Origin of the sequence: Mesorhizobium sp. M0140 (assembly GCF_040322475.1) — a bacterium.
GTDB lineage: Bacteria > Pseudomonadota > Alphaproteobacteria > Rhizobiales > Rhizobiaceae > Mesorhizobium.
In genome coordinates this window covers 35,331-60,516 of record NZ_JAMYTM010000006.1, presented here as the reverse complement: position 1 = coordinate 60,516, position 25,186 = coordinate 35,331, and the positions used below count along the sequence as shown (strand labels likewise).

General features: G+C 61.2%; 26 protein-coding genes. 13 read left to right on the top strand and 13 right to left on the bottom strand.

The window, feature by feature from the left end:
- Positions 1-14: 14 nt before the first annotated feature.
- From NKJ37_RS08300 to NKJ37_RS08290, 3 genes are read right to left on the bottom strand one after another with little or no spacing between them, the layout of a single operon-like run.
- Positions 15-779, bottom strand: coding sequence for an ATP-binding cassette domain-containing protein (locus NKJ37_RS08300; RefSeq protein ID WP_023809372.1), 765 nt, complete (start codon positions 777-779; stop codon positions 15-17).
- On the bottom strand, positions 776-1,777 hold the full coding sequence (locus NKJ37_RS08295; protein ID WP_352773602.1) for an ABC transporter permease: 1,002 nt from the start codon (positions 1,775-1,777) through the stop codon (positions 776-778). Before NKJ37_RS08295 ends, NKJ37_RS08300 begins: the two co-directional genes overlap by 4 nt.
- Complete coding sequence (locus tag NKJ37_RS08290) at positions 1,774-2,778, bottom strand: sugar ABC transporter substrate-binding protein (RefSeq protein ID WP_352773599.1); 1,005 nt, start codon at positions 2,776-2,778, stop codon at positions 1,774-1,776. The genes NKJ37_RS08295 and NKJ37_RS08290 overlap by 4 nt, the downstream gene beginning before the upstream one ends.
- A gap of 405 nt (positions 2,779-3,183) precedes the next feature.
- Between NKJ37_RS08290 and NKJ37_RS08285 the strand changes: the two genes are divergently transcribed.
- Positions 3,184-3,417 (top strand): hypothetical protein, encoded by a 234-nt coding sequence (locus tag NKJ37_RS08285; protein ID WP_023809369.1) that lies wholly within the window; start codon positions 3,184-3,186, stop codon positions 3,415-3,417.
- 120 nt (positions 3,418-3,537) lie between these two features.
- Complete coding sequence (locus NKJ37_RS08280; protein ID WP_023809368.1) at positions 3,538-3,735, top strand: hypothetical protein; 198 nt, start codon at positions 3,538-3,540, stop codon at positions 3,733-3,735.
- 107 nt (positions 3,736-3,842) lie between these two features.
- Here the strand turns inward: NKJ37_RS08280 and NKJ37_RS08275 are convergent, their stop codons facing one another.
- Complete coding sequence (locus tag NKJ37_RS08275) at positions 3,843-4,799, bottom strand: FAD-binding oxidoreductase (protein WP_196815301.1); 957 nt, start codon at positions 4,797-4,799, stop codon at positions 3,843-3,845.
- Between the two features lie 211 nt (positions 4,800-5,010).
- The gene (locus tag NKJ37_RS08270; protein WP_023809366.1) at positions 5,011-5,868 is read right to left on the bottom strand and encodes a LysR family transcriptional regulator; all 858 of its coding nucleotides are present in this window, start codon (positions 5,866-5,868) and stop codon (positions 5,011-5,013) included.
- 133 nt (positions 5,869-6,001) lie between these two features.
- On the opposite strand from NKJ37_RS08270, the gene NKJ37_RS08265 reads away from it, so the two are divergent.
- The 6 genes from NKJ37_RS08265 to NKJ37_RS08240 all read left to right on the top strand — a co-directional run bounded on the left by NKJ37_RS08265 (position 6,002) and on the right by NKJ37_RS08240 (position 12,813).
- A complete protein-coding gene (locus NKJ37_RS08265) occupies positions 6,002-7,084 on the top strand; it encodes an amidohydrolase family protein (protein ID WP_352610936.1) in 1,083 nt (360 codons plus the stop codon).
- A gap of 11 nt (positions 7,085-7,095) precedes the next feature.
- Positions 7,096-7,449, top strand: a complete 354-nt coding sequence (locus NKJ37_RS08260; protein WP_023809364.1) for a Rieske (2Fe-2S) protein — start codon at positions 7,096-7,098, stop codon at positions 7,447-7,449.
- Positions 7,450-7,568: 119 nt separating this feature from the next.
- Positions 7,569-9,176, top strand: a complete 1,608-nt coding sequence (locus tag NKJ37_RS08255) for an ABC transporter substrate-binding protein (protein ID WP_352773596.1) — start codon at positions 7,569-7,571, stop codon at positions 9,174-9,176.
- A gap of 88 nt (positions 9,177-9,264) precedes the next feature.
- Positions 9,265-10,311 carry an ABC transporter permease gene (locus tag NKJ37_RS08250; RefSeq protein WP_128306095.1) on the top strand — a complete coding sequence of 349 codons (1,047 nt, stop codon included), beginning with the start codon at positions 9,265-9,267 and terminating at the stop codon, positions 10,309-10,311.
- Positions 10,312-10,412: 101 nt separating this feature from the next.
- Positions 10,413-11,192, top strand: a complete 780-nt coding sequence (locus tag NKJ37_RS08245; protein WP_502897908.1) for an ABC transporter permease — start codon at positions 10,413-10,415, stop codon at positions 11,190-11,192.
- On the top strand, positions 11,182-12,813 hold the full coding sequence (locus tag NKJ37_RS08240) for an ABC transporter ATP-binding protein (protein WP_352773593.1): 1,632 nt from the start codon (positions 11,182-11,184) through the stop codon (positions 12,811-12,813). Before NKJ37_RS08245 ends, NKJ37_RS08240 begins: the two co-directional genes overlap by 11 nt.
- Before the next feature lie 110 nt (positions 12,814-12,923).
- On the opposite strand, the gene NKJ37_RS08235 is transcribed toward NKJ37_RS08240, so the two are convergent.
- Positions 12,924-13,487, bottom strand: a complete 564-nt coding sequence (locus tag NKJ37_RS08235) for a TetR family transcriptional regulator (RefSeq protein WP_128305574.1) — start codon at positions 13,485-13,487, stop codon at positions 12,924-12,926.
- Positions 13,488-13,590: 103 nt separating this feature from the next.
- On the opposite strand from NKJ37_RS08235, the gene NKJ37_RS08230 reads away from it, so the two are divergent.
- Positions 13,591-14,406, top strand: a complete 816-nt coding sequence (locus tag NKJ37_RS08230; RefSeq protein WP_352773590.1) for an oxidoreductase — start codon at positions 13,591-13,593, stop codon at positions 14,404-14,406.
- Positions 14,407-14,472: 66 nt separating this feature from the next.
- Positions 14,473-15,474, top strand: coding sequence for an NADP-dependent oxidoreductase (locus NKJ37_RS08225; RefSeq protein WP_352773588.1), 1,002 nt, complete (start codon positions 14,473-14,475; stop codon positions 15,472-15,474).
- 20 nt (positions 15,475-15,494) lie between these two features.
- On the opposite strand, the gene NKJ37_RS08220 is transcribed toward NKJ37_RS08225, so the two are convergent.
- The 3 genes from NKJ37_RS08220 to NKJ37_RS08210 all read right to left on the bottom strand — a co-directional run bounded on the left by NKJ37_RS08220 (position 15,495) and on the right by NKJ37_RS08210 (position 17,767).
- Complete coding sequence (locus NKJ37_RS08220) at positions 15,495-15,968, bottom strand: VOC family protein (protein ID WP_352773710.1); 474 nt, start codon at positions 15,966-15,968, stop codon at positions 15,495-15,497.
- 43 nt (positions 15,969-16,011) lie between these two features.
- Complete coding sequence (locus NKJ37_RS08215; RefSeq protein ID WP_352773585.1) at positions 16,012-17,160, bottom strand: amidohydrolase; 1,149 nt, start codon at positions 17,158-17,160, stop codon at positions 16,012-16,014.
- 163 nt (positions 17,161-17,323) lie between these two features.
- The gene (locus tag NKJ37_RS08210) at positions 17,324-17,767 is read right to left on the bottom strand and encodes an SRPBCC family protein (RefSeq protein ID WP_023809353.1); all 444 of its coding nucleotides are present in this window, start codon (positions 17,765-17,767) and stop codon (positions 17,324-17,326) included.
- A 441-nt stretch (positions 17,768-18,208) separates the two neighbouring features.
- On the opposite strand from NKJ37_RS08210, the gene NKJ37_RS08205 reads away from it, so the two are divergent.
- On the top strand, positions 18,209-18,352 hold the full coding sequence (locus NKJ37_RS08205) for a hypothetical protein (RefSeq protein ID WP_023809352.1): 144 nt from the start codon (positions 18,209-18,211) through the stop codon (positions 18,350-18,352).
- Positions 18,353-18,457: 105 nt separating this feature from the next.
- Here the strand turns inward: NKJ37_RS08205 and NKJ37_RS08200 are convergent, their stop codons facing one another.
- A complete protein-coding gene (locus tag NKJ37_RS08200) occupies positions 18,458-19,150 on the bottom strand; it encodes a DUF2270 domain-containing protein (RefSeq protein ID WP_023809351.1) in 693 nt (230 codons plus the stop codon).
- A 117-nt stretch (positions 19,151-19,267) separates the two neighbouring features.
- On the opposite strand from NKJ37_RS08200, the gene NKJ37_RS08195 reads away from it, so the two are divergent.
- Together NKJ37_RS08195 and NKJ37_RS08190 are read left to right on the top strand one after the other, a co-directional pair.
- Entirely contained in the window at positions 19,268-19,996 is a 729-nt protein-coding gene (locus NKJ37_RS08195) for a gamma-glutamylcyclotransferase (RefSeq protein WP_128305580.1), read from the top strand.
- 196 nt (positions 19,997-20,192) lie between these two features.
- Entirely contained in the window at positions 20,193-21,344 is a 1,152-nt protein-coding gene (locus tag NKJ37_RS08190; protein ID WP_352773581.1) for an acyltransferase family protein, read from the top strand.
- Here the strand turns inward: NKJ37_RS08190 and NKJ37_RS08185 are convergent.
- From NKJ37_RS08185 to NKJ37_RS08175, 3 genes are read right to left on the bottom strand one after another with little or no spacing between them, the layout of a single operon-like run.
- On the bottom strand, positions 21,331-23,310 hold the full coding sequence (locus NKJ37_RS08185; RefSeq protein ID WP_352773578.1) for a glycoside hydrolase family 127 protein: 1,980 nt from the start codon (positions 23,308-23,310) through the stop codon (positions 21,331-21,333). The genes NKJ37_RS08190 and NKJ37_RS08185 overlap by 14 nt on opposite strands.
- Before the next feature lie 23 nt (positions 23,311-23,333).
- Entirely contained in the window at positions 23,334-24,191 is an 858-nt protein-coding gene (locus tag NKJ37_RS08180) for a carbohydrate ABC transporter permease (protein ID WP_128305582.1), read from the bottom strand.
- The gene (locus tag NKJ37_RS08175) at positions 24,191-25,117 is read right to left on the bottom strand and encodes a carbohydrate ABC transporter permease (RefSeq protein ID WP_352773576.1); all 927 of its coding nucleotides are present in this window, start codon (positions 25,115-25,117) and stop codon (positions 24,191-24,193) included. The genes NKJ37_RS08180 and NKJ37_RS08175 overlap by 1 nt, the downstream gene beginning before the upstream one ends.
- Between the last annotated feature and the right edge of the window lie 69 nt (positions 25,118-25,186).

Sequence of the window (25,186 nt, the reverse complement as noted above, 5' to 3'; positions counted from 1 at the left end):
CTGATGCTGCAGGACTATGCCGCGCCGGTTACCAGCGCGACGAGCTCATTTCCGGACGTTTCGGAAGCGCGCACGGTCGCCGCCATCTTTCCCGCCCGCATCACCCAGATCTGGTCGGACAGGCGGCGGACCTGATCGAAATTGTGGCTGACCAGGATGACGCTGACGGATTGCTCGCGCAGGCGCCGGATCAGCGCCTCGACATTGGCCGTCTCCTGCACGCCGAGCGCCGCCGTCGGTTCGTCCATCACCACCAGCTTGGCGCCGGAGCCGACAGCGCGGCAGATCGAGATCGCCTGCCGCTGGCCGCCCGACAGACGCCGCACACGCTGGTTGATCGACGGCACGTTGATCGACAGCCGCGACAGCATTAAGCGGGCCTCGCGCTTCATCGCCTTGCGGTCGAGGAAAGCGAACGGGCCGATGCGGCGCACGATCTCGCGGTTGAGGAACAGGTTCTGCGCGACCGTCAGTTCGTCGATCAGCGCCAGGTTCTGGTGCACGGTCTCGATGCCGGCCTTGCGTGCCTCGTCGGGATTGGCGAAGGGCCGCGCCCGTCCGTCGAAGAACAAATTGCCGGTGTCCGGCTGATGCACGCCGACCAGGCTGCGGATCAGCGTCGACTTGCCGGCGCCATTGTCGCCGATGACGGCGGTGACCTCGCCGCGACGGGCCTGGAAGGCGACGTCGGTGAAGGCGCGGATGCCGCCGAAATGCTTGCTCAGCCCTTCGCAGGCGATGATCGCCTCAGTGGCGGGGATATGATGGGGAGCGCTCATTTCTGATACCGCATGATCAGCGCCGCCAGCACCACGATGGCCCCCACGGCAAGCGGTTGGTAGAAAGCCGAGACGTTGAGCAAGGTCAGGCCGTTGACGAGTGCTGTGAGCATCAGCGCGCCGATCGCCGGTCCCAGAATGCTGGCGCGGCCGCCGAACAGGCTGACGCCGCCCAGCACCACCGCCGCCACCGAATTCAAGAGCAGGCTGGTGTTGATCTGCGGTTCGGCCGAGCCGATGCGGGCGACCAGGAGAATGGCCGCGATGCCGGCGCAGAGACCGGAAATCGTATAGGCGGCGATCTTGACCCGGTTGGTGCGGATGCCCAGCGCGCCGGCACTTTCAGCCTGGCCGCCGGTCGCCAGCAGATGCACGCCGAAGCGCGTGTGGTAGAGCGCGATATGGGCGACGATGACGGCTGCGATCGCTACCCAGACCGGATAGCCGAACGGTCCGAACGAGCCCGAGGCGAGCCTGAGCAGGAAGGTCGAGCCGACCATGGTCGGTTCGCCGCCCGACAGGATGAGCCCAAGCCCGGTGATGCCCGACAGCGTGCCGAGCGTCACCACGAAGTCGGGGATCTTGCCTGCCGTAATGATCAGCCCGTTGAGGAAGCCGACGGCGCTGGTGGCGAGAACCGCGAGCATGCAGGCGATGAAGATGCCGTAGTCGGCGACATTGACGAGGCCGAGGATGATGGCGCCGAGCATGACGGCGGCCGCCAGCGACAGGTCGATGCCCGAGGTGGCGATGACGAAGGTCTGGCCGATCGACAGCACGACCAGGATCGCAGCCGCCAGCAACAGCGCCTGCAGATTGGCGACGCTGAGAAAGACCGGCTGGGCGATGCCGAAGACGATGACGAGGCCGACCAGGCCGACGACGGATGCCCAGTCGGCCCAGAAGGAGGGATCGAGGAGGAGAGCCGCCAGGGAGGGACGGCTCTCCTCCGCACCCGCCGAATGGGCGGCGGGCGCGTTGTCTGCAGGTGTGCTCACTTCAGCATCTCGCGGAAGGGATCGGGATAGTCGCCGCCCGGACGCGGAAAATTCTTCAGCGAGGCTTCGGCATTGTCCTTGTTGATCAACAGCACCGGTGCTGGCACGTTGGCCGGCAGTTCCTTGCCCTTGGCGGCCACTGCACAGGCCTCGAGGCCCATGGCGCCGACGACATAGGGATATTGGGCGACGGTGGCGGTGAGTTCGCCTGATGCGATCGACTTCAGCGCGTCGACGATGCCGTCGAGGCCGATCACCTTGACGTCCTTGCCCGAGGTCCGCACGGCGCGCTCGACGCCGAGTGCCATGATGTCGTTGGCGGCGAAGAAGCCGGCGAGGTCCGGATGGGCAGCGAGGATATCGGTTGCGGCGGTCAGCGCCTTTTCGCGATCCCAGTCGGCGCTGACCATCACCACGATGTCGAGTTTACCTTCCACCGCCTGCTTGAAGCCCTTGATGCGGGCGTTGGAGCCGACATCGCCGACGATGCCGGCGACCAGCGCGACCTTGGAGCCCTTCGGCACCAGCTTCAGCATCTCTTCGCCGGCCAGCGCGCCGGCGGCGACATTGTCGGTGCCGATATAGGTCGAGACGGCAAAGCCGGCGGCCTTGGCCTGCTCGGGGTCGATGGTCGAGTCGATGTTGACGATCGGCTTCTTCTTCTGGGCGACCGGCACCAGCGCCTGGACGAGATTGGAGACGCTGATCGGGTTGACCAGGTAGCAATCGAAATCCTGCATGGCCATGGCGGTCAGGCGGTCGGCCTGGCCGGTGGCGTCACCCATGTTGGCGGCGGCCTGGACGCTGACATTCACGCCGTTTGCCTTGGCCTGCTCCTCGATGCCCTTCTGCATGGTCTGGAAGAACGGATTGTCGAGGCCTTTGACGATGGCCGCGACTTTCGCCGCATCCTCGGCATGGGCGGGCGCTGCGAAGATGGCTGCAAGCATGCCTGCGCCAAGCAGGTTCGTGCCAAGCTTCAGGCAATTGAACATACGCATGGTTTTTCCTCCTCCTGATTGTTTTATGGGCTGCATCAATGTCGCTGGCCGGCGACTGCAATGTCCGACGGGGCGCGAGCCCGGCGCCCGGCGCGATGGTCTCGCCAACAGAATGCTGCCCGCTTGGGATGTGCGGACTGCAGCCCAGGTTCGGGCACTTTCGACGTCAGGCATTGCTCCTCCCAGAGCGCCGGTCGATGCCATGCCGGCGTTTGCGCATGTTTTATAAAAAATTGACACGCGTCAAGATTTAAAATGTGCGTAGCGATTTTTGACTGTGCGCCCTGGGCATGACTGTGCTGCCGGCATGCGCTACAACCAAGGCGCGAAAAAAAGTGCCGGCCTCAGGGAACCGGTTGGGGATGTCCGCGTTGGTCGCTACTTTTGTGCAGAGGGAGGTTTCGGGTGGGGCGTTTCGAAATCGTGGAAGAGCCAACGGGTACGTTTTCGATTTTCGACACAATCACGGAATTGCCGGCAACGGTCGAAGGGGGCGTGTGCATTGGGCTTTATCGGCACGAAGTGCCGCTGGCGCTGCTTGCAGCGGTTGAAACGGTCCAGCCCGGCCCTTTTTCGCTGCTGCCCTCATTGTCGGTGTTGAACGACTGGCGGGCCCATCGAGACGGTCTGCTGGCATGAGCAAAGGTGCCTGATGTCGCATCGAAAATCATACCGTATGGGAAATCACGCCCTGTTGTCGAAAGCGGCGGTGAGGCATGGAAAGCAAGGGGAAGTTGCAGTGCGTCGGGAGGTGAAGCGATGTCTGATCAGGACGACCTGATCCGAGCTGCCATCGGTCGGCTGCTCGCCGAGAAGACAGGCGCTGCCGTCATATCGATGAGAGAGAGCATCACCGAGCTTCTGGCGCTGACCGGTGCCGCGCTGGACGAAAGACTGCAAGACCTGCTGCTGGAAATGGCCGAAGTCCGCGGCATGATGGTCGCTCTCGACTTCTGAGCAATATCGGCTGGGGTCGATGGGCATCAGTCCGCTACGCCGGCAACGCCTTCACCGGCAGTTCAACACTACTGCGCCGGCTTCAATGCTGAACCAAGCACCCGGGGTTAAAGATCGAGCAAAACCGTTCCTTGCGGGCGGCTGCAACATGCCAGGACATAGCCGGCCGACTTCTCTTCAGGGGCCAGACCGCCGAGATCCTCCATGGCGACTTCGCCGGACAACTTGGCGATGCGGCAAGTGCCGCAAACTCCCTGCTGGCAGGCGGTTGGGACGTAGACGCCACATTGGCGTGCCGCCTCCAGCAGCGTCTCTCCGGGCAAGCAGTTATGCACGATCCCGGAGCGGACGAAACGGACCGAAGATGGTATTGTCGAGGCCGGTTCCAACTGAGGGCTGCTGACGCCGCCGAAGCTCTCCTGGTGGTACCGCGACGGAGCCACGCCAATCGCATCCAGGCAGGCACGTGCGGCTTTCATGTACGCTTCAGGGCCACAGGCAAAGATAGTGCGGTTGTGGAGATCGGGAACGAGGGTCAGCAGCATCTGGCTGTCTATTCTGCCAGTCGGCCCCCTCCAGGTGGGATCTTCCTGGCTACAAACGCACGTTACTTTTACGTTGGGAAAGCGAGAGGCAAGTGCGTCCAATTCCCCTCGAAAGATTATGTCACCAGGCGTTCTGGCACTATGAACGAATGAGATATCCTGGTCGGCCGCGCGGTCGGTAAGCGCACGCAGCATGGACATCACCGGCGTTATCCCGCTGCCGCCCGAAAGGAAGAGCGGCTTTTCATATGGCAGGTCATCGAGATTGAATGAGCCGAGCGGCCCTTCGATCTCGATCTCGTCGCCCGCCCCCAAATTGTCGTGGAGCCAATTCGAAACCAGGCCGCCCGGTGTTCGCTTCACCGTGATCTGCAGGTCGAGCGGTCGCGTCGGTGGTGACGAAACAGAGTAGGAGCGCGTCACCGCGGCACCCTCGATCTTAAGGTGCACGAGCACATACTGGCCCGCGCTGAAGCAGAACATCCGATCCGTCGGGGATGTGAAAACGAAGGTTTTCACATCGGGCGTTTCCTCGATTACACGACGGCAGAGTACAAGCTGCGATGTGGTTTGTGCCCATTGCCGATGACGCCTCATCGGGAGGAGGTCGGGGGCCCCAAAGGAAACGTGTGCGTTCATCATTCATCTCGGTTTGAAGTCGAGCCAAGATGCCAGTTCCAGGCCCCCCGCAACAGAAGCATCCCTCCCAAGTTATGATCGATTATTTCGATTACATATCCAGTGACATCACGGCAACGTGAAGGGCGCGGATTCCCTTGCGGATGATCGGTTCGTGTTTGCGGCGCGCCAGGATGGCCGTGTGTACCGGCTGATGCAGCGTCGGAGCGCCTTCGACGATGAACGATGGGCGTTCGAGGGCGAACCGGCGCGCATCGTCACTTCTCATATAGCAGGTGCCGCCCGTGCGCCGTAGCATCATTTCCGCCAAGGTTTCCGATCCCATGGAAAGGCGACAGATCGCCAACTCGCCGAGCAATTCGGCATGGGCCTTCTCCAGCAGGACCGTATAGCCCGGACGAATGTAGGTTTCGGGATCGACCTCCGAGAGGGTTCTGGCCACCGTGGAAACCATCACATATTCCTCAACCATCAAATGCTCATAGGAGATTTCGGGTAGGTATCGCGGAGCATAAAGCACTGCGATGTCGAGATTTCCCATGCTTAGGTCGCTGACCATCTGGTTTGAATAATCCGACTCGACATGGATCGACGATTTGGGAAGAGCCTGACACAGCGTCTCGACCCAACCCGGCAAAACCGAGCGGGTCATCCCGACCTGCGCGGCGACGCGCAAGGTGCCTTCGAAACGATTGAACGCCCGGACATCGTGGCGAGCCTGCGACCATGTGGACAGCAAGGATCTTGCATAAGCTTCGAACCGGCGCCCTGCGGCGGTCGGCTCCGCCCCGGCGCGTCCGCGCTGGAACAGTTCGGACCCGATTGCGCTCTCGAGGTTCTTGATGCGGGTGCTGATCGTCGACTGGGTCAACCCTAGCCGATCCGCGGTGCGATTGAAGTTTCTCGATTCGATAATGTCGAGAAAGGTCTCGATGTGATCAAGTTGCATGAAATATCCAATCGAAAAACTCGATCATATTCCACGTATCATAAGCTTGATCAAACAATACGCAAGGCGGAAGCTGCAGCAGATCAGCGGCCGGCAGCGCCGCGGGACGAGACACGGATACGGAGCGGAAGAAGTGTTCATAGTCGACTGCGACTGTCATAATTACTGGTCAAGCGCCACCGTGTTGGAGCCCTATCTCTCCGGCTTGTGGAAAGACATGTTCATCGAGGGCGAGAAAACAGGTCCCGTTGGCGCCTTTCCGCATGGTCATCGGCCCTGGTTCCACCCGCAGGATTTTTCCCGCAAGGACATCCGTCCGAAAACAGAAGCCGACAATTATCTCATCATGAAGGAGAAGCACCTCGACAAATACAAAGTCGACGTGGCGATCCTGACCGGCGATGAGCCTATCGAGGCGTCGACCCTGGCTAACCCTTATTATGCCAGCGCTCTGGTCAGCGCTTACAACGATTATCAGATCGATCAGTGGTTGCCGAAAGACGATCGTTTCATGGGCTCGATCATCATCGCGCCACAGGATCCGAAGCTCGCTGCCGCCGAGATACGCCGTCTTGGCAGTCATCCGCGCATGGTCCAGGTTCTCGCTTCCCAGGGTTCCGTCAAGCCGTATGGCGACCCGTTTTACCATCCGATCTACGAAGCCTGCGCGGAAGTGGGGTTGCCATTCGCCATTCATCTGGGCGGGCATGGCGGCGTGAATTCAACTGCCATTGCTCCTGCCCCGACGACATTCTTCTGGGAAACGCATGCCATTCTGCACATGTCGGCGATGTCGCACGTGGCAAGCATGATCGCCCATGGCGTCTTCGAGAAATGGCCGGACCTCTACTTCGTGATCATCGAGTGCGGCGTCGCCTGGGTTCCGTCGGTCCTTTGGCGCCTGGACGCCGATTACAAAGCGCTGCGCAAGGAGACGCCATGGCTGAAGATGCTGCCGTCTGAATATTGCCGGCGCAACATCCGCTTTTCCACGCAGCCGCTGGAGCAGCCTGCAAACATCCAACATCTCTGGTCCACGCTCGAAGCGATGGACGGCGAAAACACGCTGATGTTTGCATCGGACTATCCGCACTGGGATTACGACGATGCCAACACGCTGCAAATCCCTCCTGCCTGGAAGGGCAAGATCATGGGACTGAATGCGCTGGAAGTCTACAAACGCATCCCCCGCGCGCAAGCCGCGAATGCCGCCTGAGGAAGCATATGATGCCCGAGAAGACATATATCTGCCGCGTCGACGAGATCGAAACAGGGTCTCCGTTCATCGCCAAGATCCGCAGCCTTTCGGTCGGGATTTTCCGCATCGGAGATTCATTCCACGCGCTGCTGAATGTCTGTCCGCACCGCGGCGCTCCGCTTTGCGAGGGGCCGCAATGCGGCACAACCGCGCCCGTTGAACAGGCGCAATTCATCTATCATCGCGAAAACGAGATCGTTCGATGCGCCTGGCACGGCTGGGAGTTCGACATCAAGTCAGGCGCGGCCTTGGTCGATCCGTCCGTTCGCGCGCGCACATTCCCAGTCACCGTTGAAGCCGGCGGCATCTATGTGACGGCCTGACAGGCGCAGATCGATTGGGATTGGAAATTCGAAGGAAAGGTGGTCGTCGCCAACCAGCAGATCTGTTCGCAGGTGCTTGACAAGAAATAACGCGGAGAACTCCGCAATGGGAGAGTCAAATGTCAGAATCTGAATACAAGCTTGGTATCGCGCAAAGCCTGATCGGGGGCGGCAAGGTTTCCCGCCGCGACTTCATTCATCTTGGGCTGGCCGCGGGCCTGACCGTTGCCGCCGCCGACCGGCTGTTCGTGAGCACGGCGCGGGCCGAACCGATGCAGGGCGGCTTCGCCAAGCTCGGCATGGCTCACGGCGCGACGACGGATTCGATCGATCCGGCCGGCTACCCCGACACGTTCACACAGACCGCATTTTCGGGCTCGCTGTCCAACAGCCTCACTGAGGTCGACGCCAAAGGCAATGTCCAACCAGACCTCGCCGAGAGCTTTGAAACTTCGGATGGGGCCAAAACCTGGGCCTTCAAGCTGCGCAAAGGCGCAACCTTCCACAACGGCAAGAACGTGGCGGCGGATGACGTTGTGACTTCATTGCAATATCACATGGGCAAGGACACCAAATCGGCGGCGAAGTCGCTGTTGGACTCCGTCGCCGACGTCAAGTCGGACGGCCCGGAAACAGTGGTCTTCACGCTCAAAAACGGCAACGCCGATTTCCCTTACATTATGAGTGACTACCATCTGGTCATCATGCCGGCCAAGGACGGCAAGGCGGATTGGGCTTCAGGCGTTCGCACCGGTGCTTTCGTCCTCGAGAATTTCCAGCCCGGCGTTTCGGCCAAGCTCAAGCGCAATCCAAACTTCTTCAAGAACGGCAAGCCCTATCTCGACGAGGTGGAGTTCATCGCCATCACGGATCTTGCCGCGCGCATGGCGGCGCTGTCCACGGGGGAGGTGGACTATATCGGCCGCGCCGACCTGAAGACCCTCGGCATGTTGAAACGCAATCCCAAGGTGGAAATCGTAGAAGTCACTGGCTACGGGCACTACACCTTGCCGATGAATGTCACGATGGCGCCGTTTGATAATCCGGACGTGCGAATGGCATTGAAATGGGCAATTAATCGCCAAGAAATCGTCGACAAGATCTTTCTTGGCCACGCCACTGTGGCCAACGACAACCCGATCGCGCCGGCCATCAAATTCGCCAAGGATCCGCAACCGCAACACAGCTTCGATCCGGAAAAGGCCAAGCACTACCTGAAAAAGGCCGGGATGGAGAACCTGAAGGTGGACCTCTCGGTGGCCGATGCCGCTTTTGCGGGGGCGGTGGACGCGGCTTCGCTCATTCGCGAAACGGCAGCCCAATGCGGCATCGACGTCAATGTCGTGCGTGAGGCCGAGGACGCTTATTGGGACAATGTCTGGCTGAAGAAACCCTGGTGCGCTTCCTATTGGAGCGGTCGGGCCACGGCCGACTGGATGTTCACGCAAGCCTTCGCCGCCGACTCCAGTTGGAATGAGTCTTTCTGGAAAAATCCCCACTTCAACGAATTGCTTGTCCAGGCGCGCGCCGAGACGGACGAGGCCAAGCGAGCGGCGATGTATGCCGAGATGCAGCAGTTAACCCACGATGACGGCGGCAGCATCGTGCTGGTCTTCAACAATTTCGTAAGCGCGCAATCCAAAAAGCTCGCACACGGTGATGTGGCGCCCAACTGGGAGAACGATGGACTGAAAATGGCCGAACGCTGGTGGATCGCCACGGCATGAGATGGCGGGCCGGAGCCGCGATGGTTTTGAGGGTCCGGCCGGCTTACTCCGAGTGCAGGGCTGCCGCCCAAAGGGAAACGCCACGCACATGAACCCCGTCGCAAGAACGGTCCTGCAGCGCCTTGGCCTCGGCCTGGTCACTTTGTTCATCGTGTCCATCATCATCTTCTCTGCGATCGCGATGCTTCCAGGCGACTTCGCCAAGGCCACGCTAGGGCAATCGGCGACGCCCGAAACGGTCGCCGCGTTCCAGCGGGAAATCGGCATCGATCGTCCGCCTGTCGAGCGCTACTTCGTTTGGGTCGCCCAGATGCTCCATGGCGATTTCGGCTCTTCGTTTGCGAGCCGCACCGGATATCGGCGTACCGTGGCCGAGATCATCGCACCACGCCTCTACAACACGATGTTCCTTGCAGCGGTGACTGCGCTGATAGCTGTTCCTCTGGCCTTGGGGCTTGGCATTCTGGCTGCGCTGTACCGCAACGGCTGGTTCGACCGGCTGGTGAATGTCGCGACACTGACAACCATTTCATTCCCGGAATTTTTCGTCGCCTATATGCTCGCCTACCTGGTGATCTCGCGCGACACGTTCATCGGATCCGATTTCGCTCAAACGCTGCCTCATTGGCTCACTGTCTCGCTGAACTGGGCGCTCAATGCGGTTCCCAAATTTCCGACATTGTCGAATGTGAACGATCAGACGCCATTTTGGGAGCATCTCTGGAAAGTGGCCCTGCCGGCAATCACCCTTACGCTCGTAATCGTGGCCCACATGATGCGCATGACCCGAGCGGCCATCATCAACATGCTGGCAAGCCCCTACATCGATATGGCGCGCCTCAAGGGAATGTCCCCGATGGTGATCGTGCTGAGGCATGCCCTGCCCAATGCCTGGGCTCCGATCGTCACTGTGGTAGCATTCAACCTGGCGTATCTCATCGTCGGAGTGGTCGTGGTCGAGGTCGTGTTCGTCTACCCCGGCATCGGCCAGCTGATGGTTGACGCGGTGAAATCCAGGGATGTTCCGGTTGTCCAGGCCTGCGCCCTGATTTTCGCCGCGACTTACATCCTTCTCAACTTGCTAGCCGACGTTATTTCCATCGCCACCAATCCCAGGCTCTTGCACCCGCGATGACCAGATCCGAATCTGTCGCGGCGGTTCGGAGGCTGAGGCGCTCGCGTGCGACCCGGGCGAAAACTGCGCTGAAGAAGGCACCGTTCAGCGCATGGTTCGGCATCGTCGTGATCCTCGGCTACGTTTTTGTTGCGGTCTTCGCGCACTGGATAGCCCCATATGGCGAGACGCAGGTTTTCAGCGAAGCCTTCGCGCCGTGGAGCCAGGAGTTCAAACTGGGAACCGATCAGCTCGGCCGCGACATGCTTACCCGCTTGATCTACGGTGCGCGCAACACCATCGCTATCGCGGTCGCGACCACGTTGCTGTCCTTCGCGGTCGGCGTCTCGCTCGGCCTTCTTGCCGCATTGTACAGGGGGTGGCTCGACCAGATCTTGTCGCGTGCGGTGGACGTGCTGATGTCGATCCCGAGTCTGATCTTCGCGCTGGTGCTGCTGACGATCTTCGGCTCGTCGATCACCAGCCTGATTGTCATCATTGCGCTTCTGGATTCCACCCGGGTCTTTCGGCTTTCTCGCGCCGTCGGGCTTAACGTGGCGGTGATGGAATATGTCGAGGTGGCACGATTACGCGGCGAGGGACCGAAATGGATCATCGCCAAGGAAATCCTTCCCAATGTCATGCCGCCACTGGTCGCCGAGTTCGGCTTGCGATTCTGCTTCGTGTTCCTGACAGTTGCGGCGCTGTCGTTTCTCGGCGTCGGTATTCAGCCGCCGACGGCCGATTGGGGATCAATGGTGCGCGAGAACGCGACCCTGATCACCTATGGCGATGTCACGCCGCTACTTCCGGCCGGCGCGATTGCTCTCCTTACCGTGTCCGTGAATTTCGTGGTGGACTGGTTCCTGCAAGCAACAAGCGGGTTGCGGGATGAAAAGTAGCGGCCCAGGCCCACGCGAAAAAGGAAAGGATCTGCTTCAAATCCGCAATCTGCATGTGGAGGGGTTTTCGGATGAGCGGTGGCATCCCATTGTCCACGGGGTCGATCTGACGCTGAAGCGGGGCCAGGTTCTTGGGCTGATCGGAGAGTCAGGCGCCGGCAAGTCCACCATTGGCCTTGCCGCAATGGGTTATGCCAAGCCGGGCTGCCGGATCACGCAAGGCTCGGTCCTGTTCGACGGGATTGATCTTCTGGCAGTCAATGAAAAAGGGCGCCGTCGCCTCAGGGGCTCCCGCATTGCCTATGTCGCGCAAAGCGCGGCTGCCTCTTTCAATCCGGCACATCGGCTCTTGGAACAAACCGTCGAAACCGCGGTGGCGCATGGAATTGCCGGCCGGGAAGAGGCGAACCGGAGCGCCGTCGATCTTTATCGACGCCTTCAACTCCCAGAACCGGAGACCATAGGCTTTCGCTATCCTCATCAGGTCTCCGGCGGGCAGTTGCAACGGGCAATGACAGCGATGGCAATGGCTTGTCGTCCGGACCTCATAATATTCGACGAGCCAACAACGGCGCTCGACGTGACCACGCAGGTTGAAGTTCTAGCTTCCATTCGCAACATCGTGGAGGAATTCAGCACCGCTGCAATCTACGTGACGCATGACCTAGCGGTGGTGGCGCAAATGGCGGATCGTATCATGGTTCTGCGCCACGGACGTACCGTGGAGGAGGCTGATACACGCCAGATGCTGGCCTCGCCCAGCCAGGAATATACAAAAACGCTCTGGGCCGTACGCAAGCTCGCCAAGCCCGAAGTTCCAGCCGATGACAATCTGCTGACGATAGACAACGTTACCGCGGCCTATGCAGGAAAGGTCAAGGTGCTCCAGGATGTCTCCATCAAGGTTCCGCGCGGAAGAACCGTGGCTGTGGTCGGCGAATCCGGTTCGGGGAAATCGACGCTCGCTCGAGTCGTCACCGGCCTTTTGCCGCCAATTTCAGGTTCGATTTCTTTTGCCGGCCAGCTTCTTTCCACGGGCCTGAAGACGCGGCCGAAGGAGGTCCTGCGCCGCATACAGATGATTTATCAAATGCCCGACAACGCCCTGAATCCGCGCCAAACGGTCGAAGAGGTCATAGCGCGGCCGCTCGAATTCTACCTCGGCCTTCGGGGCGCGCGGAGGGATCGCCGGATCGGCGAACTTATGCACATGGTCGAGATGAGCGAAGATTTTCTGGAACGCCTGCCTGGCGAGCTGTCGGGTGGCCAAAAACAGCGCGTCTGCATTGCCCGCGCGTTGGCTGCCGATCCGGAGCTTATCATCTGCGACGAGATCACGTCCGCGCTCGACCAGATCGTCCAAGAGGAAATTCTCAAGCTTCTCATACGTCTCCAACGTGAACTCGGAATGAGCTACATCTTCATTACCCATGACATTGCTACCGTGCGCGCGATAGCCGACGAAATCGTCGTCATGCACCGCGGCAAAGTCGTCGAGCAAGGATTGAAGAGCGAAGTTCTCACGCCACCGCACGCGGCCTATACCGAACGGCTATTGTCCTCTGTTCCGGAAATGAATCCGGACTGGCTGACAAGGCTGCTGGCCAGCCGGAAGATCTGACGGATCGGCTATCCGTCAACGCCCGGCATATTCCTCACGATCAGCTTCCTTCGCGATCACCCGATGTCAGCCATATGGCCGGCAACGCCGTTACGATCTTTCCTGGAGCGCTAACGCTGCTCGATCAGCGTCTTCGCCGCGTCTTTCCCCGCCGAGAGGATGCGATCGGACAATTCCGTTCCGCCCACGGCGCGGGCCATTTGCAGCGTGCCGAGGAGCGTTGCGAAGACAGCCAGCGCCACGCCCTCCGGATCCTTGCCCTTCGGAAGCGCTTGCGCCAACTGGCGCACCAAAGCCAGCAGGTGGTCTGTATAGGCTTCACGCGTTTCAGGCGGCTGACGGGCGAGCTCCGGCAGCAGCGCAGCTGACGCGCAGCCCTTTCCGGGATTGTCCCGGTGCTCGGCCGACAGATACGTGTCGATGGCCATCTCCACGCCCGAAGCCAATGCTTCCGCCAGTTGCTGCGCCTGAAGCTCCATCGCCGCCGCCACGCTTTCGCGGACAAGCTGCGCCTTGGATTGAAAGTGTGGATAGAAGGCGCCGTTCGTCAGCCCGGCGTCGCTCATGATGGTCGCCAGTCCGGACGCAGCTATGCCGTCGCCGCGAAAGCGTTCCGCTGCGACCTCCATGATCCGTCCGCGCGAGGCGTCCTTCCGGCCCTTTTCGTAGCGCATAGCTGCCATTCCTTTCTGCTATTGCATTATGAACGTAATCTGATATTACGACTGTAATTCAAAGGGTGCAAAAAAGCTAGCCCTCATGATTTTGGAGCACGAAATGAATGCGAATTCCGGAAAAACCGCTGTTGTGACCGGAGCCTCTTCGGGCATTGGCCTCGCCAGTGCCGAGGCTCTGGCAAGGGCGGGGTTCACGGTCTTCGGAACCAGCCGGCGCAAGGCCGACGACGGCCCGGATGGGGTGACCATGCTGGTTTGCGACGTGACCGACGGTGAAGCCGTTGCCGCACTCGTTTCGACGGTGCTGTCGCAGACCGGCCGGATCGACCTCCTGGTCAACAATGCCGGCGTCGGCCAGCTTGGAGGCGCCGAGGAATTCTCGATTGCACAGGTGCAGGCCTTGTTCGACGTCAATCTGTTCGGCTTCATCCGCATGACCAATGCTGTGCTGCCGTCGATGCGGCGGCGCGGCGAGGGGCGCATTGTCAATATCGGCTCTGTGCTGGGACTAGTGCCGGCGCCGTATTCAGCGCATTATTCGGCAGTCAAGCACGCGCTCGAGGGCTATTCGGAATCGCTCGACCATGAGGTTCGTGCCTTCAATATTCGCGTCTCGGTCATCGAGCCGGCATTCGTTCGTACTGTCTTCGACCAGAACGGGATCCAGCCGGATTCGCCTTTGCAGGAATACGATCAGGCTCGAGCTACGCTGGAAGCGCTGCTTCGCGATGTGATGCCTGTCGCCGATCGGCCCGAAGTGGTGGCGCAGGTGGTCGTCAAAGCAGCGACCGATGCCCGTCCGCAACGGCGCTACACCGCCGGCAAGGCAGCGCGCCAAGTCAGCCTGCTGCGTCGCTTTGCTCCCGCGGGGATATTCGACAAGAGCCTGCGCAAACAGTTCCGCCTGCCGGTCTGAACGACAGCGAGCAGAGGATTTCACGCACATGCGACTAGCCAAAAATACTCTCAGAAAGTCACTGCCATGAAGGCATTCGTCGTCGACAAGTATAGCAAGAACGGCACGCTGCGGCTGGCCGAAATGCCGGAGCCGAAACTCGGGGACAGCGATGTCCTGGTCGAGGTCCACGCCGCGGCGGTGAACCTGCTGGATTCCAAGGTCAAAACCGGAGAGTTCAAGCTGATCCTGCCCTATCACCGGCCCTTCATCCTGGGTCACGACGTGGCCGGGAGGGTTGTCCGCGTGGGATCGAAAGTCCGCAAGTTCAAACTCGGCGACGACGTCTATGCGAGGCCGCGCGATGGCCGGATCGGGACATTCGCCGAGTTCATAGCCATGGATGAGGCCGATGTGGCCCTGAAGCCCGGGAACCTCAGCATGGAAGAGGCGGCCTCGATCCCGCTGGTCGGCCTGACCGCCTGGCAGGCGCTCATCGAAAGGGCCAACCTGAAGATGGGAGAGAAGGTCTTCATTCAAGCCGGATCCGGCGGCGTGGGGACATTCGCCATCCAACTGGCAAAGCATCTCGGCGCGACCGTTGCGACCACCGTCAGCGCGGCGAGTGCCGGTCTGGTCAAGGGGCTCGGCGCCGATGTCGTCGTCGACTACAAGAAAGACGATTTCGAAAAAGTGCTGTCGGGCTACGACGTCGTCTTGAACAGCCAGGACACAAAGACACTTGAAAAGTCACTGAATGTGCTGAAACCGGGAGGCAAGCTCATCTCGATCTCCGGCCCACCGGATCCCGACTTCGCCAGGGAAAAGGGACTGAACATGGTGCTGAAGCTGGTGCTTCGCCTGCTGAGCCGCGGTATTCGAGCGAGAGCCAAGCGCCGTGGCGTGACGTTCTCGTTTCTCTTCATGTGGGCGCAGGGCGAGCAATTGAGCAAGATCGCATCGCTCATCGAAGCCGGTGCGATCCGCCCGGTTGTCGACCGGGTCTTTCCCTTCGAAGCCGCCAACGAGGCGCTGGCCTATGTCGAAACAGGACGCGCCAAGGGCAAGGTCGTCATCAAGGTCAGATAGCAACTCAGCTGCGATCGAGGTCAGCCGCGCCGGGCTGCATCGATCGCCTCGACGTCGATCTTCGTCATCTCCATCATCGCATCAAAGGCGCGTTTGGCTTCCTCGCCGCCGGCCGCCATGGCCTCGGTCAACGTGCGCGGCGTGATTTGCCAGGACACGCCCCATTTGTCCTTGCACCAGCCGCACGCGCTCTCCTGGCCGCCATTGCCGACGATGGCATTCCAGTAGCGGTCGGTTTCCTGCTGATCGTCGGTGGCGATCTGGAACGAGAAGGCCTCGCTCTGCTTGAATGTGGAGCCGCCGTTCAATCCGATGCAGGGAATGCCGGCAACGGTAAATTCGACCGTCAACACGTCGTCTTTCTTGCCGGACGGAAAGTCGCTCGGCGCACGGTGAACGGCGCCCACCCTGGTATCGGGAAAGGTCTCCGCGTAGAAGCGAGCCGCAGCCTCGGCGTCCTTGTCGAACCAGAGGCAAATCGTGTTCTTTGGCATCGTTGGCATTGCGTGTTCCTTTCGGTTTTAGAGTTGGCGGAGGTCAGCCCAGCAAATTACGTGCCGTGCGCATGAAGATCCTTGACCCGATCGGGATCAGGTCGTCGGGAAAGTCATAGTCGGGATTGTGCAAGGCAGGGTGCCGCTCGCCTGCACCGAGGAAGAACATCGCCGACTTGGCACTATGGCCGAACAGGCCGAAATCTTCAGAGGCGCGCATCGGCAGGGCTTCTTCGCCGTGCGCGACGCCCTCTTCATCGAGCGCGCGCCGCAGATGCTCCACCGCGTCCGGCGCGTTGACGCTGGCGACGAAGATCTCATGATAGTCCCAGCGGACGGAAAGGCGATGCTCGCCCGCGATCCTGGCGACCCGTGCTTCGGCAGCAGCGCACAGGTTTGCCATGCGCTCGTCACGCCGGGTGCGCAGCGTTGCCCACACCTCGGCGTGAGCCGGCGCGACGCCGAACACGGCTTCGCCCATCGCGGCATGGGTGACCGTCAGCATGGAGAAGTCATCATCGGCGAAGGTCCCGCGCCCGAGCGCCGGCAGCGCCGGCATCAGCTCACTGATCGCCAGCATCGGCGAGATGCCGGTCTCCGGCATGGACGAATGGGCAGTCTTGCCTTCCAGCACGATGCGCATGCCGCGTGATGCACAGTTGACCACGCCGGCTTTGAGCCGCACCTCGCCGAACGGCACGCCGGGCAGGTTGTGCAATGAGAAAGCGAAATCCGGCACGATCTCGCCGAAGCGCGGATCGGCGACGACGCCGGCCGCGCCATTGCCGGTTTCCTCCGCCGGCTGGAACATCAGCACGACGCGGCCGCTTGCAGGCCTCTCGCGCCCCAACTGACGGCCGAGGGATGCCAGGATCGCGGTGTGTCCGTCATGGCCGCACATATGCGACTTGCCCGGTACGCGCGACGAATGCGGCACGCCTGAAAGTTCTTCGATAGGCAAGGCATCGAGTTCCGAACGGAACAGCACCGTCGGCCCCGCTTTGCCGCTGTCATATATGGCCGCGACGCCATGCCCGCCGAGCTGTGTCAGCACCTTGTCCGGCCCCGTATCGGCGAGGAAGGCGACGACCTCCTTTGCGGTCTTCTCCTCTTCATTCGAGATTTCCGGTTGCTGATGCAGCTTGCGCCGCCATTCGGTTAGTTCGACAATGTCTCGATTGGTCAAAGTCATGCTTTTTCAGGCTCCGCTGCACTCGTCATTTCATTGACACGTCCAGTCACAGGGGGTGTCAAACGCAATGATGAATTGCTAGCGATAAAGGGCAGTTCCCGCCACAGTCCAAGTTTCGGGCTTCGGCAGGCCAGAAACGACCGTTCTCCCAGCCATTCTCAGCCTATTGATTGATCTCGGGCTCGACGAGCTTTGCCAGATTTCTGAGCGACTCCTGCCAGCCGAGATAGCAGGCCTCGACCGGAATGACGTCCGGAATGCCCGCCTGGGTGATGTCGATTTCAGTGCCGACCGACACTTTTTTCAAGACCACGGTCACTCGTATCTCGCCGGGCAGGTTGGGATCGTCGAACCTGTCGGTATAGAGCAGGCGCTCGCCCGGAACGAGTTCGAGATACTCGCCGCCGAAGGAGTGGCTGTCCCCGGTGGTGAAATTGCGGAACGACATCTTGAACGTGCCTCCGACCTTTGCCTCGAAATTATGGACCGTGCAGGTGAAGCCGTTTGGCGGAAGCCACTTGGCCAGCGCGTCCGCTTCAACGAAGGCGCGATAGACCTTTTCCGGGCTGGTCGTCAGAACGCGGTGCAAACGTACGGTGCCGGGCATTGCTGGATCCTTTCATGAATGCCTGTTCGATACCCCAAGGACGGACGAAGGCTAGCCAGTCCGACATTGGTTTGCGAATTTTTTGGGTTTGCGAATTTTTTGAGGGCGCACGGCCTGCGTCACCCACAGGCATGCCGTTCGACCCCGCGCCTGTCGGGCGAGGCGGCGGACGAACTGCACCGGCTCTGGAGCTGGCGTTCACCTGCTAAATCGGGTTCCTGAGCCATCTTGTTGTTCAGGCGCGGTTTTACCGATTGACGCGAACGGCCGCGCGTCGCGGCCAATGCTTCGAACGGGCTAAATAGGGCAGCGCGTCTTTGCCGTCCAAGTGCCGATCATTAGAATTTGCCTCTGATCAGAGTTGATTTCCTATCAGGCCGTTAATGCGGCCATGCTTTTAATAAGCATTTGCTAATAAATCCTCCGAACCTGAGGCAAGCAATGACCAAGAATCTCGGCAATGCACGTCATACGCCAGCGAAGGACCAGCAGGTCTCCCTTCTAGGCAAAGCCGCGCCGGCACTTTTTCCGCTGGTCGTGGCGGCACTGGGCTACATGATTGGCAAGCAGTTCTTCGGCATCTAGCCGCGAAGACAGGGTCTTCCGTTCCCCAAACGTCCCGGCGGACCAACCATGTCAACGCCGCGGGGCGCCGTTGATATTGCAGCGGCGTGTCGCCGGACATCAACGTCAAACATGGACGTCGCCGAAGGAAAGTTCGCCGTCGTCGCCGGCCGCGAAGAAGGCGAAGGCGAGCAGCCCGACATAGAAAGCCGCCACAAAGACCACGATCGCCACACCGGGAATCGGGCCAAGGGCGGCGCTGTCTACGGCCTCGCGAAGCGAGCCGACAAAGCCGGTCCTGACACCTGCGGACTGAAGGCTGGGGGTCGATATCTTCAGCACCCAGGCCAGCAGCAGGATCAGGAAGAGATAGAGATAATTTCGCCGCAGGCGGCGCGCCAGCGCGACACGTTGCGACAGCAGGAATTTCGGCGCGCGCAGGCCTTCGCCGACGATGAGCAGCCAGTCCGAGGCGAAGTCGGGCTGTGGGGAAAAGATCTGGGCGAAATAGTGGCGTTCGAACTGGCGTACGCGCGCCCGATAGAAATCGAAGAACCGATAGCGGCGCGCCTCGATCCACAGCAGCAGCAGGATCAGCAGCATGGCGAACAGCAGCACGCCGTGATGCGCACTGGCCGTCGACAGCGATACCGAAAGCAGCGCCGCCACCACCGTGATTGCCCAGTTGGTTGTCCTGTCCAGCCGGTCGCGCCATCCCGCCATGCGAGCGATCTCGGCGCGGTGGAAATGGGACAGCGTGTTGACGCGCTCCGCCGATGAAAGGACGGGGCCAGCGGGCTTTGCCGACGCGTCGTTCATGGCATCCTCCGGCAAGGAACAGAACAGTTTGCCGGCAACATCGTTCCAAGACGGCTGCACGGCCCTTGAGAATCCTTCAGCCTTCGGCAACATGGCGGTAGGGCTGGGAGCGCGAAGATGAGCAAGGCTATTTCCACCGCATCATCGAGGGTCCCGCGCAACACGCCGATGGCGCTGACCGAGGATCTCATCGCGCGCACCATGCGTGCTGTCGAGGATGCCGGGCCGACGCCGGGCATGGTTCACATGACCGATGCCGACTATGCGCGCATCCGCGACGAGGTGCTGGCCGGCGCTCCGGCCGGGCCGCTGAAACTATTTGCCTATGGCTCGCTGTTGTGGAAGCCCGCCGGTGAGGTGAGGGGCGGAGAACGCGCGGTGGCCAGCGGCTGGCATCGTTCGTTCTGCTTCACGGTGCAGCGTTTTCGCGGCACGGTCGAGCAGCCCGGCCTGATGATGGCGCTCGATCGCGGCGGCCAGTGCCAGGGCATGGTGTTCGAGATCGCGGAGCCGCTGGCGGCTAACCTCGAAGCGCTGCTGCGCCGCGAAATGACCATCCTGCCCGCCGTCAACGTGCCGCGCTGGCTGCAGGTCAGGACCGAAGGCGGCCCATGTCGCGCGCTTGGCTTCGTCGTCGATCCCGCCAATCCGCGTTATGCCGGCAAGCTCGACAAGCAGGCGATCGCGGCGACGCTGGTGACAGCCGCCGGTCATTGGGGCTCGGGCGCGCAATATCTTTTCGAGACGATCCGCCACCTCGAAGCCTGCGGCATCCGCGACCGCAATCTGTGGCGGTTGCAGGAATTGGTGGCCGTGGAGATCGGGCTGACCATCGCCCAGAAGTGATCCGCCCAGAAGTGATCCGCTCAGACGCGGCACGCTTCAGTCGTGTTTGGCCCCGGATGTTTGCAGGCCACAGCACTTTTTGAAGCAAATCTCTGATTTCGAAAGTCTCCGCAGTGAGGGTTTAATGAATTGAAAACAGTTCTGGCCCAACGATGACCTGAACACCGGCGCAGGACACGGTGCGCGTGGGCAAATCATGAAATCCTCGACCGGAGAGCATTACCCAGCGCTGGATCATGTTCGTGGCCTGGCGGCCTTTCTTGTCTTTTCCTGGCATTTCCTTCATGCGTCTCCTGAAGGCCCGGTGCCTTATGACTTCGTGCCGGCTCTTCCCATCTTCAGCGTTCTGGATGAAGGGCATACTGGCGTTTCCCTGTTCATGGCGCTTTCCGGGTACCTGTTCGCCAAGCTGCTCGATGGAAAGCAGATCAACTATCTGCCCTTCTTTGCCAACAGGGCCCTCAGGCTGCTTCCGCTTCTGCTGGTCGTGATATGTATCGAGGCTTGCCGCAGGTACCTGGCCGGACAGTCCCTCGACGGGTATTTCACGGGCGTCGGATTGGGGTTTCTTTTTCCCACCCTCCCGAATGGCGGCTGGTCGGTAACGATCGAAGCGCACTTCTACCTGTTGCTGCCGTTCTTGCTGATGGCATCCAGGCGGTTTGTGTTCGCGCCCTTGCTGTTCATCGCGGCAGCCATTGTGCTGAGGTCCGTCCTGTATGTGCAGATCGGCGAAGTGCAGTCGGCGGCGTCCGTAACCATCATAGGCCATGCGGATCAGTTCCTGGCCGGCATTCTTGCCTTCCACCTGCGTGCCCACGCGAAGAACCAACACTGGCTGGCGCTGGCCGTTCTCATGGCTTTTTCGGGGTTCTTCTGGTGGTTCGATGCAGCCGGCGGATTTTACCAACTGGGCCGCTATCCGTCGCCTCATTGGATATGGATCATCCTGCCGACCCTGGAGGCGGCAGCCTATTCATTCGGCATCGCCTACTACGACACGAGCTTTTCGAAAAAGCGAACAAGCCCGCCGTTCAGGATACTGGAGAAGGCGGGGGCCTACAGCTATTCGATCTATCTTCTGCACCTGTTCTTCGTCATGCAATTGGCGGCGTTCATAGACACGAATGTCATGAGCATCAGCAATTTCTACGTCGCATGCCTCTGGTCCGCATTGTGCTTCGTGGCGACGATCCCGATCGGCTATCTCAGCTACACCTGCGTCGAGGCGCCATTCCTGCGCCTGCGTCTGCGCTATATGGACCGAAAGCCCGAAACTGCGGCATCGACCGCGGCTGAGCTTGGATCGGTCATCGCCCATAGACCGACCTCGTTCAGCCGTCCCTGAGCCACACCAGCATTTCGCCGGGCTCGCGGTTGTCCCAGGCGAAATAGGGAATGGCGGTCAGGCGCGTCTCGGCGGTGGTCGGCGGCTCGGGCCTGTAGAGCCCGTCCTGCCAGCCGTCGGGGACATCGGCAAGTGCCGCGGTCGACAGCGTCACCACGCCGCCGAGAAGTTCCGGCCGCTGCTGCGCTTCGATGGTGGCCGTCCGCGGCAGCGTCAGGCGATGCGGCTGGCTGTCATTGTCTGATGCCTCGACGCAATAGATCAGCGGGCCGCGTGACAGCGCGACGCGGCCGGCATCCTGGCGCACCTGCGGGTTGGCATAGAGCCGCTCGATCGGCATTTCGAGATCGAGCCGGACATCATCGCCCTTCGTCCATGTTCGCTTGATCGCGGCGTAGCCGTCGCTGGTGATCTCAGCCGGCTTGATGGCCTCGCCGTTCACCTTCAACTGGGCACTGGCGCTCCAGGCGGGAATGCGCAGGTGCAAGGTGAATTCGACCGGCGCCTGCGGTTCGAGCGCGATCTCGACGGCGCCGTCCCAGGGATACCTGCTCGTCTGCGTCAGACTGACCGGGACGCCCGATATGTCGAAACGGGCGGTCGAGTCGCCATAGAGGTGGATGGCCAACGCATCGTCGGCCAGGCTGTAGAAATAGCTGCCGATCGAGGCGACCATGCGCCCGATATTGGGTGGGCAGCACGGGCAGCGGTGCCATTTCCACCTGTTGTGCTTGCCCCGGCTTTCCAATGGATTCTCGTAGAAAAACAGCGAGCCGTCGAGCGACAGGCCCGAGATCGAACCGTTGTAGAGGGCGCGTTCCATCATGTCGGCGTAGCGCGCGTTCGGCCCCATGCCGAGCATGCGGCTGGCCCAGAACACCAGGCCCACCGCTGCACAGGTCTCGGCATAGGCGCTCTCGTTGGGCAGGTCGTAGTCGCTGGTGAACCCCTCATTGTGCGCCGATGGTCCCAGTCCGCCAGTGATATAGAGGCTCTTGGTGGTGAGATCGTCCCACAGAAGGTCGAGTGTCGACCGCAGCGTGTCGTCGCCATATTCGGTGGCGATGTCGGCCATGCCCGAATAGAGGTACATCGCTCTGACCGCATGGCCGACGACCTTGTCCTGTTCGCGCACCGGGATGTGTGACTGGCTGTATTCATAGGTCTTGAAATGATAGGCCTTCGGGTCGGCGCCGCGGGCGCGGGCCTCCTCGTCGAAATAATGTGGCTGCTGCCCGCGCTGGTCGATGAAGTATTTGGCCAGCTCCATGTATTTCCGCTCGCCGGTCACCCGCGCCAGCTTGACCAGTGCCAGCTCGATCTCCTCATGACCGCAATAGCCCTTCTTCTTGCCGGGCTCGGGGCCGAGCACCGACGCGATATGGTCGGCATAGCGGCACATGATATCGAGCAGCTTGCGTTTTCCCGTCGCCTGGTAATAGGCGACCGCGCCCTCGATCAGGTGGCCGGCGCAATAGAGCTCGTGGCAGTCGCGCAGATTGGTCCAGCGCTTGCCGGGCTGGATGCGCTGATACCAGCTCGAGAGATAGCCGTCCTCCTGCTGCAGCTTGCCATACATGTCGATGACGGCATCGATCTTCTTCTCCAGTTCGGGGTTTTTGCGCCGGTAAAGCGAATAGGCCGCGGTCTCGATCGTCTTGCCGAGATCGGAATCCCAGAACATCTGCGTGGTCACCGTCGATCCGGTGAATTCCGCGCCCTGGCGATCGGCTTCGTCGGGAGAGGGCGAGTGAAAGGGGATGACTATGCCGGGCGAGGGGCGGTCCGGATCGATCTGCTCCAGCATGCGGGCCTCGACGCAGCGCTCGTAGAGGATGTCGGCGGTGCGTGTGGCGACAGCGTCGGCGCGGTCGCCCCAGAAGCCGTGCACGTCGACCTGCGGCACCGGCAGCGGGCGGAAGGCGAGCTTCGGTTTTCCGGTTTTTGCGGATGGCGATGCGGTCATGAAACTTACTCCATTCGGTCTGTCTATTTGACGGCCCCGGCCATCAGGCCGCGGATGTAGAAGCGCTGCAGCGCCAGGAACAGGATCAGGCACGGCACCATCATCACGGTGACGCCAGCCTGCACCGCGCCCCAGTCGATGGCGCCGAAGCGGCCCGACTGCAGTGCGGTCATCATCACCGGCAGCGTGAACTTGGATTGGTCGGTCATCAGCACGAGGGCGGCGAGGAATTCGTTCCAGGCGCCGAGGAAGGCAAACAGGGCGATGGTGACGACGCCCGGCCAGACCAGCGGCAGCATCACCTTCAAAAGCATTGTGAGATTGCTGGCACCGTCCATGCGGGCGGCCTCCTCGATTTCGCGCGGCACGGCGTCGAAGGCGTTGCGCATCATGAAGATCGAGAACGGCAGTTGCAGCGTCACATAGACGCCGACCAGGCCGGTCAGGGTGTTGTGCAGGCCAAGCTTGGTCAGCACCAGGAAGATCGGCGTCAGGATCGACTGGAACGGGATCATGATCGTCGACAGGATGAGGATGAAGAACAGGTTCTTGAACGGAAACCGGAAGCGCGAAAAACCGTAGCCGGCCAGCACGCTGACGGTGACCGACAGCACGACCGTCATCACCGAGACATAGATGCTGTTTTGCGCAGAGGCCCACAGCCCGTCGCCGAAGCTGTTGAGCGTGGCATAGTTCTCCAGCGAGAACCCCGACGTCGGCCAGGGCGGCAGCGGCGGCAGGCGTGCTTCGGCCGCCGGCTTGAACGCCGACAGCACCGCCCAGACGATCGGCGCCGCAAACAACACCGAGGCGATGATGCCTGTCGAATGCTCGCCGATGCGGGTCAGGAGCCGGCGGTTGCGGGAGGCGGCCTGCGCCATCAGTCGAGCCCCTCGGGTTTGCGCAGCAGCCACAGCTGGACGAGGCTGAGCGCCACCAGGATAACCAGCAGCACCATGGAAAGTGCCGCGCCATAGCCGAGCTTGAACGACACGAAGGACTGGTTGAAGATCCAGTAGACCGCCGTCAGCGTCTGGTTGCGCGGGCCGCCGCGCAGGATGATGTAGAATTGGTCGAAGGCGAGGATCGAGCCGGCGACTGACAGGATCAGCGCCAGCGCCAGCGTGCGGCGCATCAGCGGCAAGGTGATCGCCCTGAACCTGGCGAAAGGCCCGGCACCGTCGATGACGGCCGCCTCCTGCAGGTCCTGCGGGATCGATTGCAGGCCGGCCATCAGGATGATCATGGTGAAGCCGGCGACCTTCCAGACGACCATGGCGATGATCGACCAGAAGGCCGGCTGGAAGGTGGCCAGAAGGTTGAACTTCCTGTCGATCAGTCCGAGGTCGTAAGCGGCCGGGCTGAACAGGCCGGAATCGACATTCAGCAACCACGACCAGAGTAGGCTGGCCGAGGCGAAACCGACAACCGCCGGCATGAAGAACATGGTGCGGTAGAGATTGGTCAGCGGCCGCGGCCGTTCGACGAACAGCGCCAGCGGAAACGCCACCACGAAGATCGCGATGGTGACGATCACCGTGTAGAAGGCGGTGAAGCGCAGCGCGTTCCAGAACCTGGTGTCGCGCAGGATGGCGACGTAATTGCCGAGGCCGATAAAGCTGTGCTCTCCCATCAGCGGCCAGTTGTGCAGCGACATCCACGCCGTCATGCCGAGCGGGATCAGGAAGAAGACGACGACCAGCGCGACAGCCGGCGCGACATAGAGCAGGCCGATCCATTGTTGGCGGCTGGCGACCCTGCGGGCGCGGGGCGGGGCAGGGGTTGCTGCGGTTGTGATAGAGCTCATGCCGTGCCTGTTCTTCCGTCGGATACAGTTGGCCGCCCCACCTCCCCCTTGTGGGGAGGTCGGACCGAA

Excerpts from the sequence above, each read along its gene's own strand:
- NKJ37_RS08300 (WP_023809372.1), bottom strand. The coding sequence starts at position 779 with ATGAGCGCTCCCCATCATATCCCCGCCACTGAGGCGATCATCGCCTGC.
- NKJ37_RS08290 (WP_352773599.1), bottom strand. The coding sequence starts at position 2,778 with ATGCGTATGTTCAATTGCCTGAAGCTTGGCACGAACCTGCTTGGCGCA.
- NKJ37_RS08280 (WP_023809368.1), top strand. The coding sequence starts at position 3,538 with ATGTCTGATCAGGACGACCTGATCCGAGCTGCCATCGGTCGGCTGCTC.
- NKJ37_RS08270 (WP_023809366.1), bottom strand. The coding sequence starts at position 5,868 with ATGCAACTTGATCACATCGAGACCTTTCTCGACATTATCGAATCGAGA.
- NKJ37_RS08260 (WP_023809364.1), top strand. The coding sequence starts at position 7,096 with ATGCCCGAGAAGACATATATCTGCCGCGTCGACGAGATCGAAACAGGG.
- NKJ37_RS08255 (WP_352773596.1), top strand. The coding sequence starts at position 7,569 with ATGTCAGAATCTGAATACAAGCTTGGTATCGCGCAAAGCCTGATCGGG.
- NKJ37_RS08250 (WP_128306095.1), top strand. The coding sequence starts at position 9,265 with ATGAACCCCGTCGCAAGAACGGTCCTGCAGCGCCTTGGCCTCGGCCTG.
- NKJ37_RS08240 (WP_352773593.1), top strand. The coding sequence starts at position 11,182 with ATGAAAAGTAGCGGCCCAGGCCCACGCGAAAAAGGAAAGGATCTGCTT.
- NKJ37_RS08235 (WP_128305574.1), bottom strand. The coding sequence starts at position 13,487 with ATGCGCTACGAAAAGGGCCGGAAGGACGCCTCGCGCGGACGGATCATG.
- NKJ37_RS08230 (WP_352773590.1), top strand. The coding sequence starts at position 13,591 with ATGAATGCGAATTCCGGAAAAACCGCTGTTGTGACCGGAGCCTCTTCG.
- NKJ37_RS08225 (WP_352773588.1), top strand. The coding sequence starts at position 14,473 with ATGAAGGCATTCGTCGTCGACAAGTATAGCAAGAACGGCACGCTGCGG.
- NKJ37_RS08220 (WP_352773710.1), bottom strand. The coding sequence starts at position 15,968 with ATGCCAAAGAACACGATTTGCCTCTGGTTCGACAAGGACGCCGAGGCT.
- NKJ37_RS08215 (WP_352773585.1), bottom strand. The coding sequence starts at position 17,160 with ATGACTTTGACCAATCGAGACATTGTCGAACTAACCGAATGGCGGCGC.
- NKJ37_RS08210 (WP_023809353.1), bottom strand. The coding sequence starts at position 17,767 with ATGCCCGGCACCGTACGTTTGCACCGCGTTCTGACGACCAGCCCGGAA.
- NKJ37_RS08205 (WP_023809352.1), top strand. The coding sequence starts at position 18,209 with ATGACCAAGAATCTCGGCAATGCACGTCATACGCCAGCGAAGGACCAG.
- NKJ37_RS08200 (WP_023809351.1), bottom strand. The coding sequence starts at position 19,150 with ATGAACGACGCGTCGGCAAAGCCCGCTGGCCCCGTCCTTTCATCGGCG.
- NKJ37_RS08195 (WP_128305580.1), top strand. The coding sequence starts at position 19,268 with ATGAGCAAGGCTATTTCCACCGCATCATCGAGGGTCCCGCGCAACACG.
- NKJ37_RS08190 (WP_352773581.1), top strand. The coding sequence starts at position 20,193 with ATGAAATCCTCGACCGGAGAGCATTACCCAGCGCTGGATCATGTTCGT.
- NKJ37_RS08185 (WP_352773578.1), bottom strand. The coding sequence starts at position 23,310 with ATGACCGCATCGCCATCCGCAAAAACCGGAAAACCGAAGCTCGCCTTC.
- NKJ37_RS08180 (WP_128305582.1), bottom strand. The coding sequence starts at position 24,191 with ATGGCGCAGGCCGCCTCCCGCAACCGCCGGCTCCTGACCCGCATCGGC.
- NKJ37_RS08175 (WP_352773576.1), bottom strand. The coding sequence starts at position 25,117 with ATGAGCTCTATCACAACCGCAGCAACCCCTGCCCCGCCCCGCGCCCGC.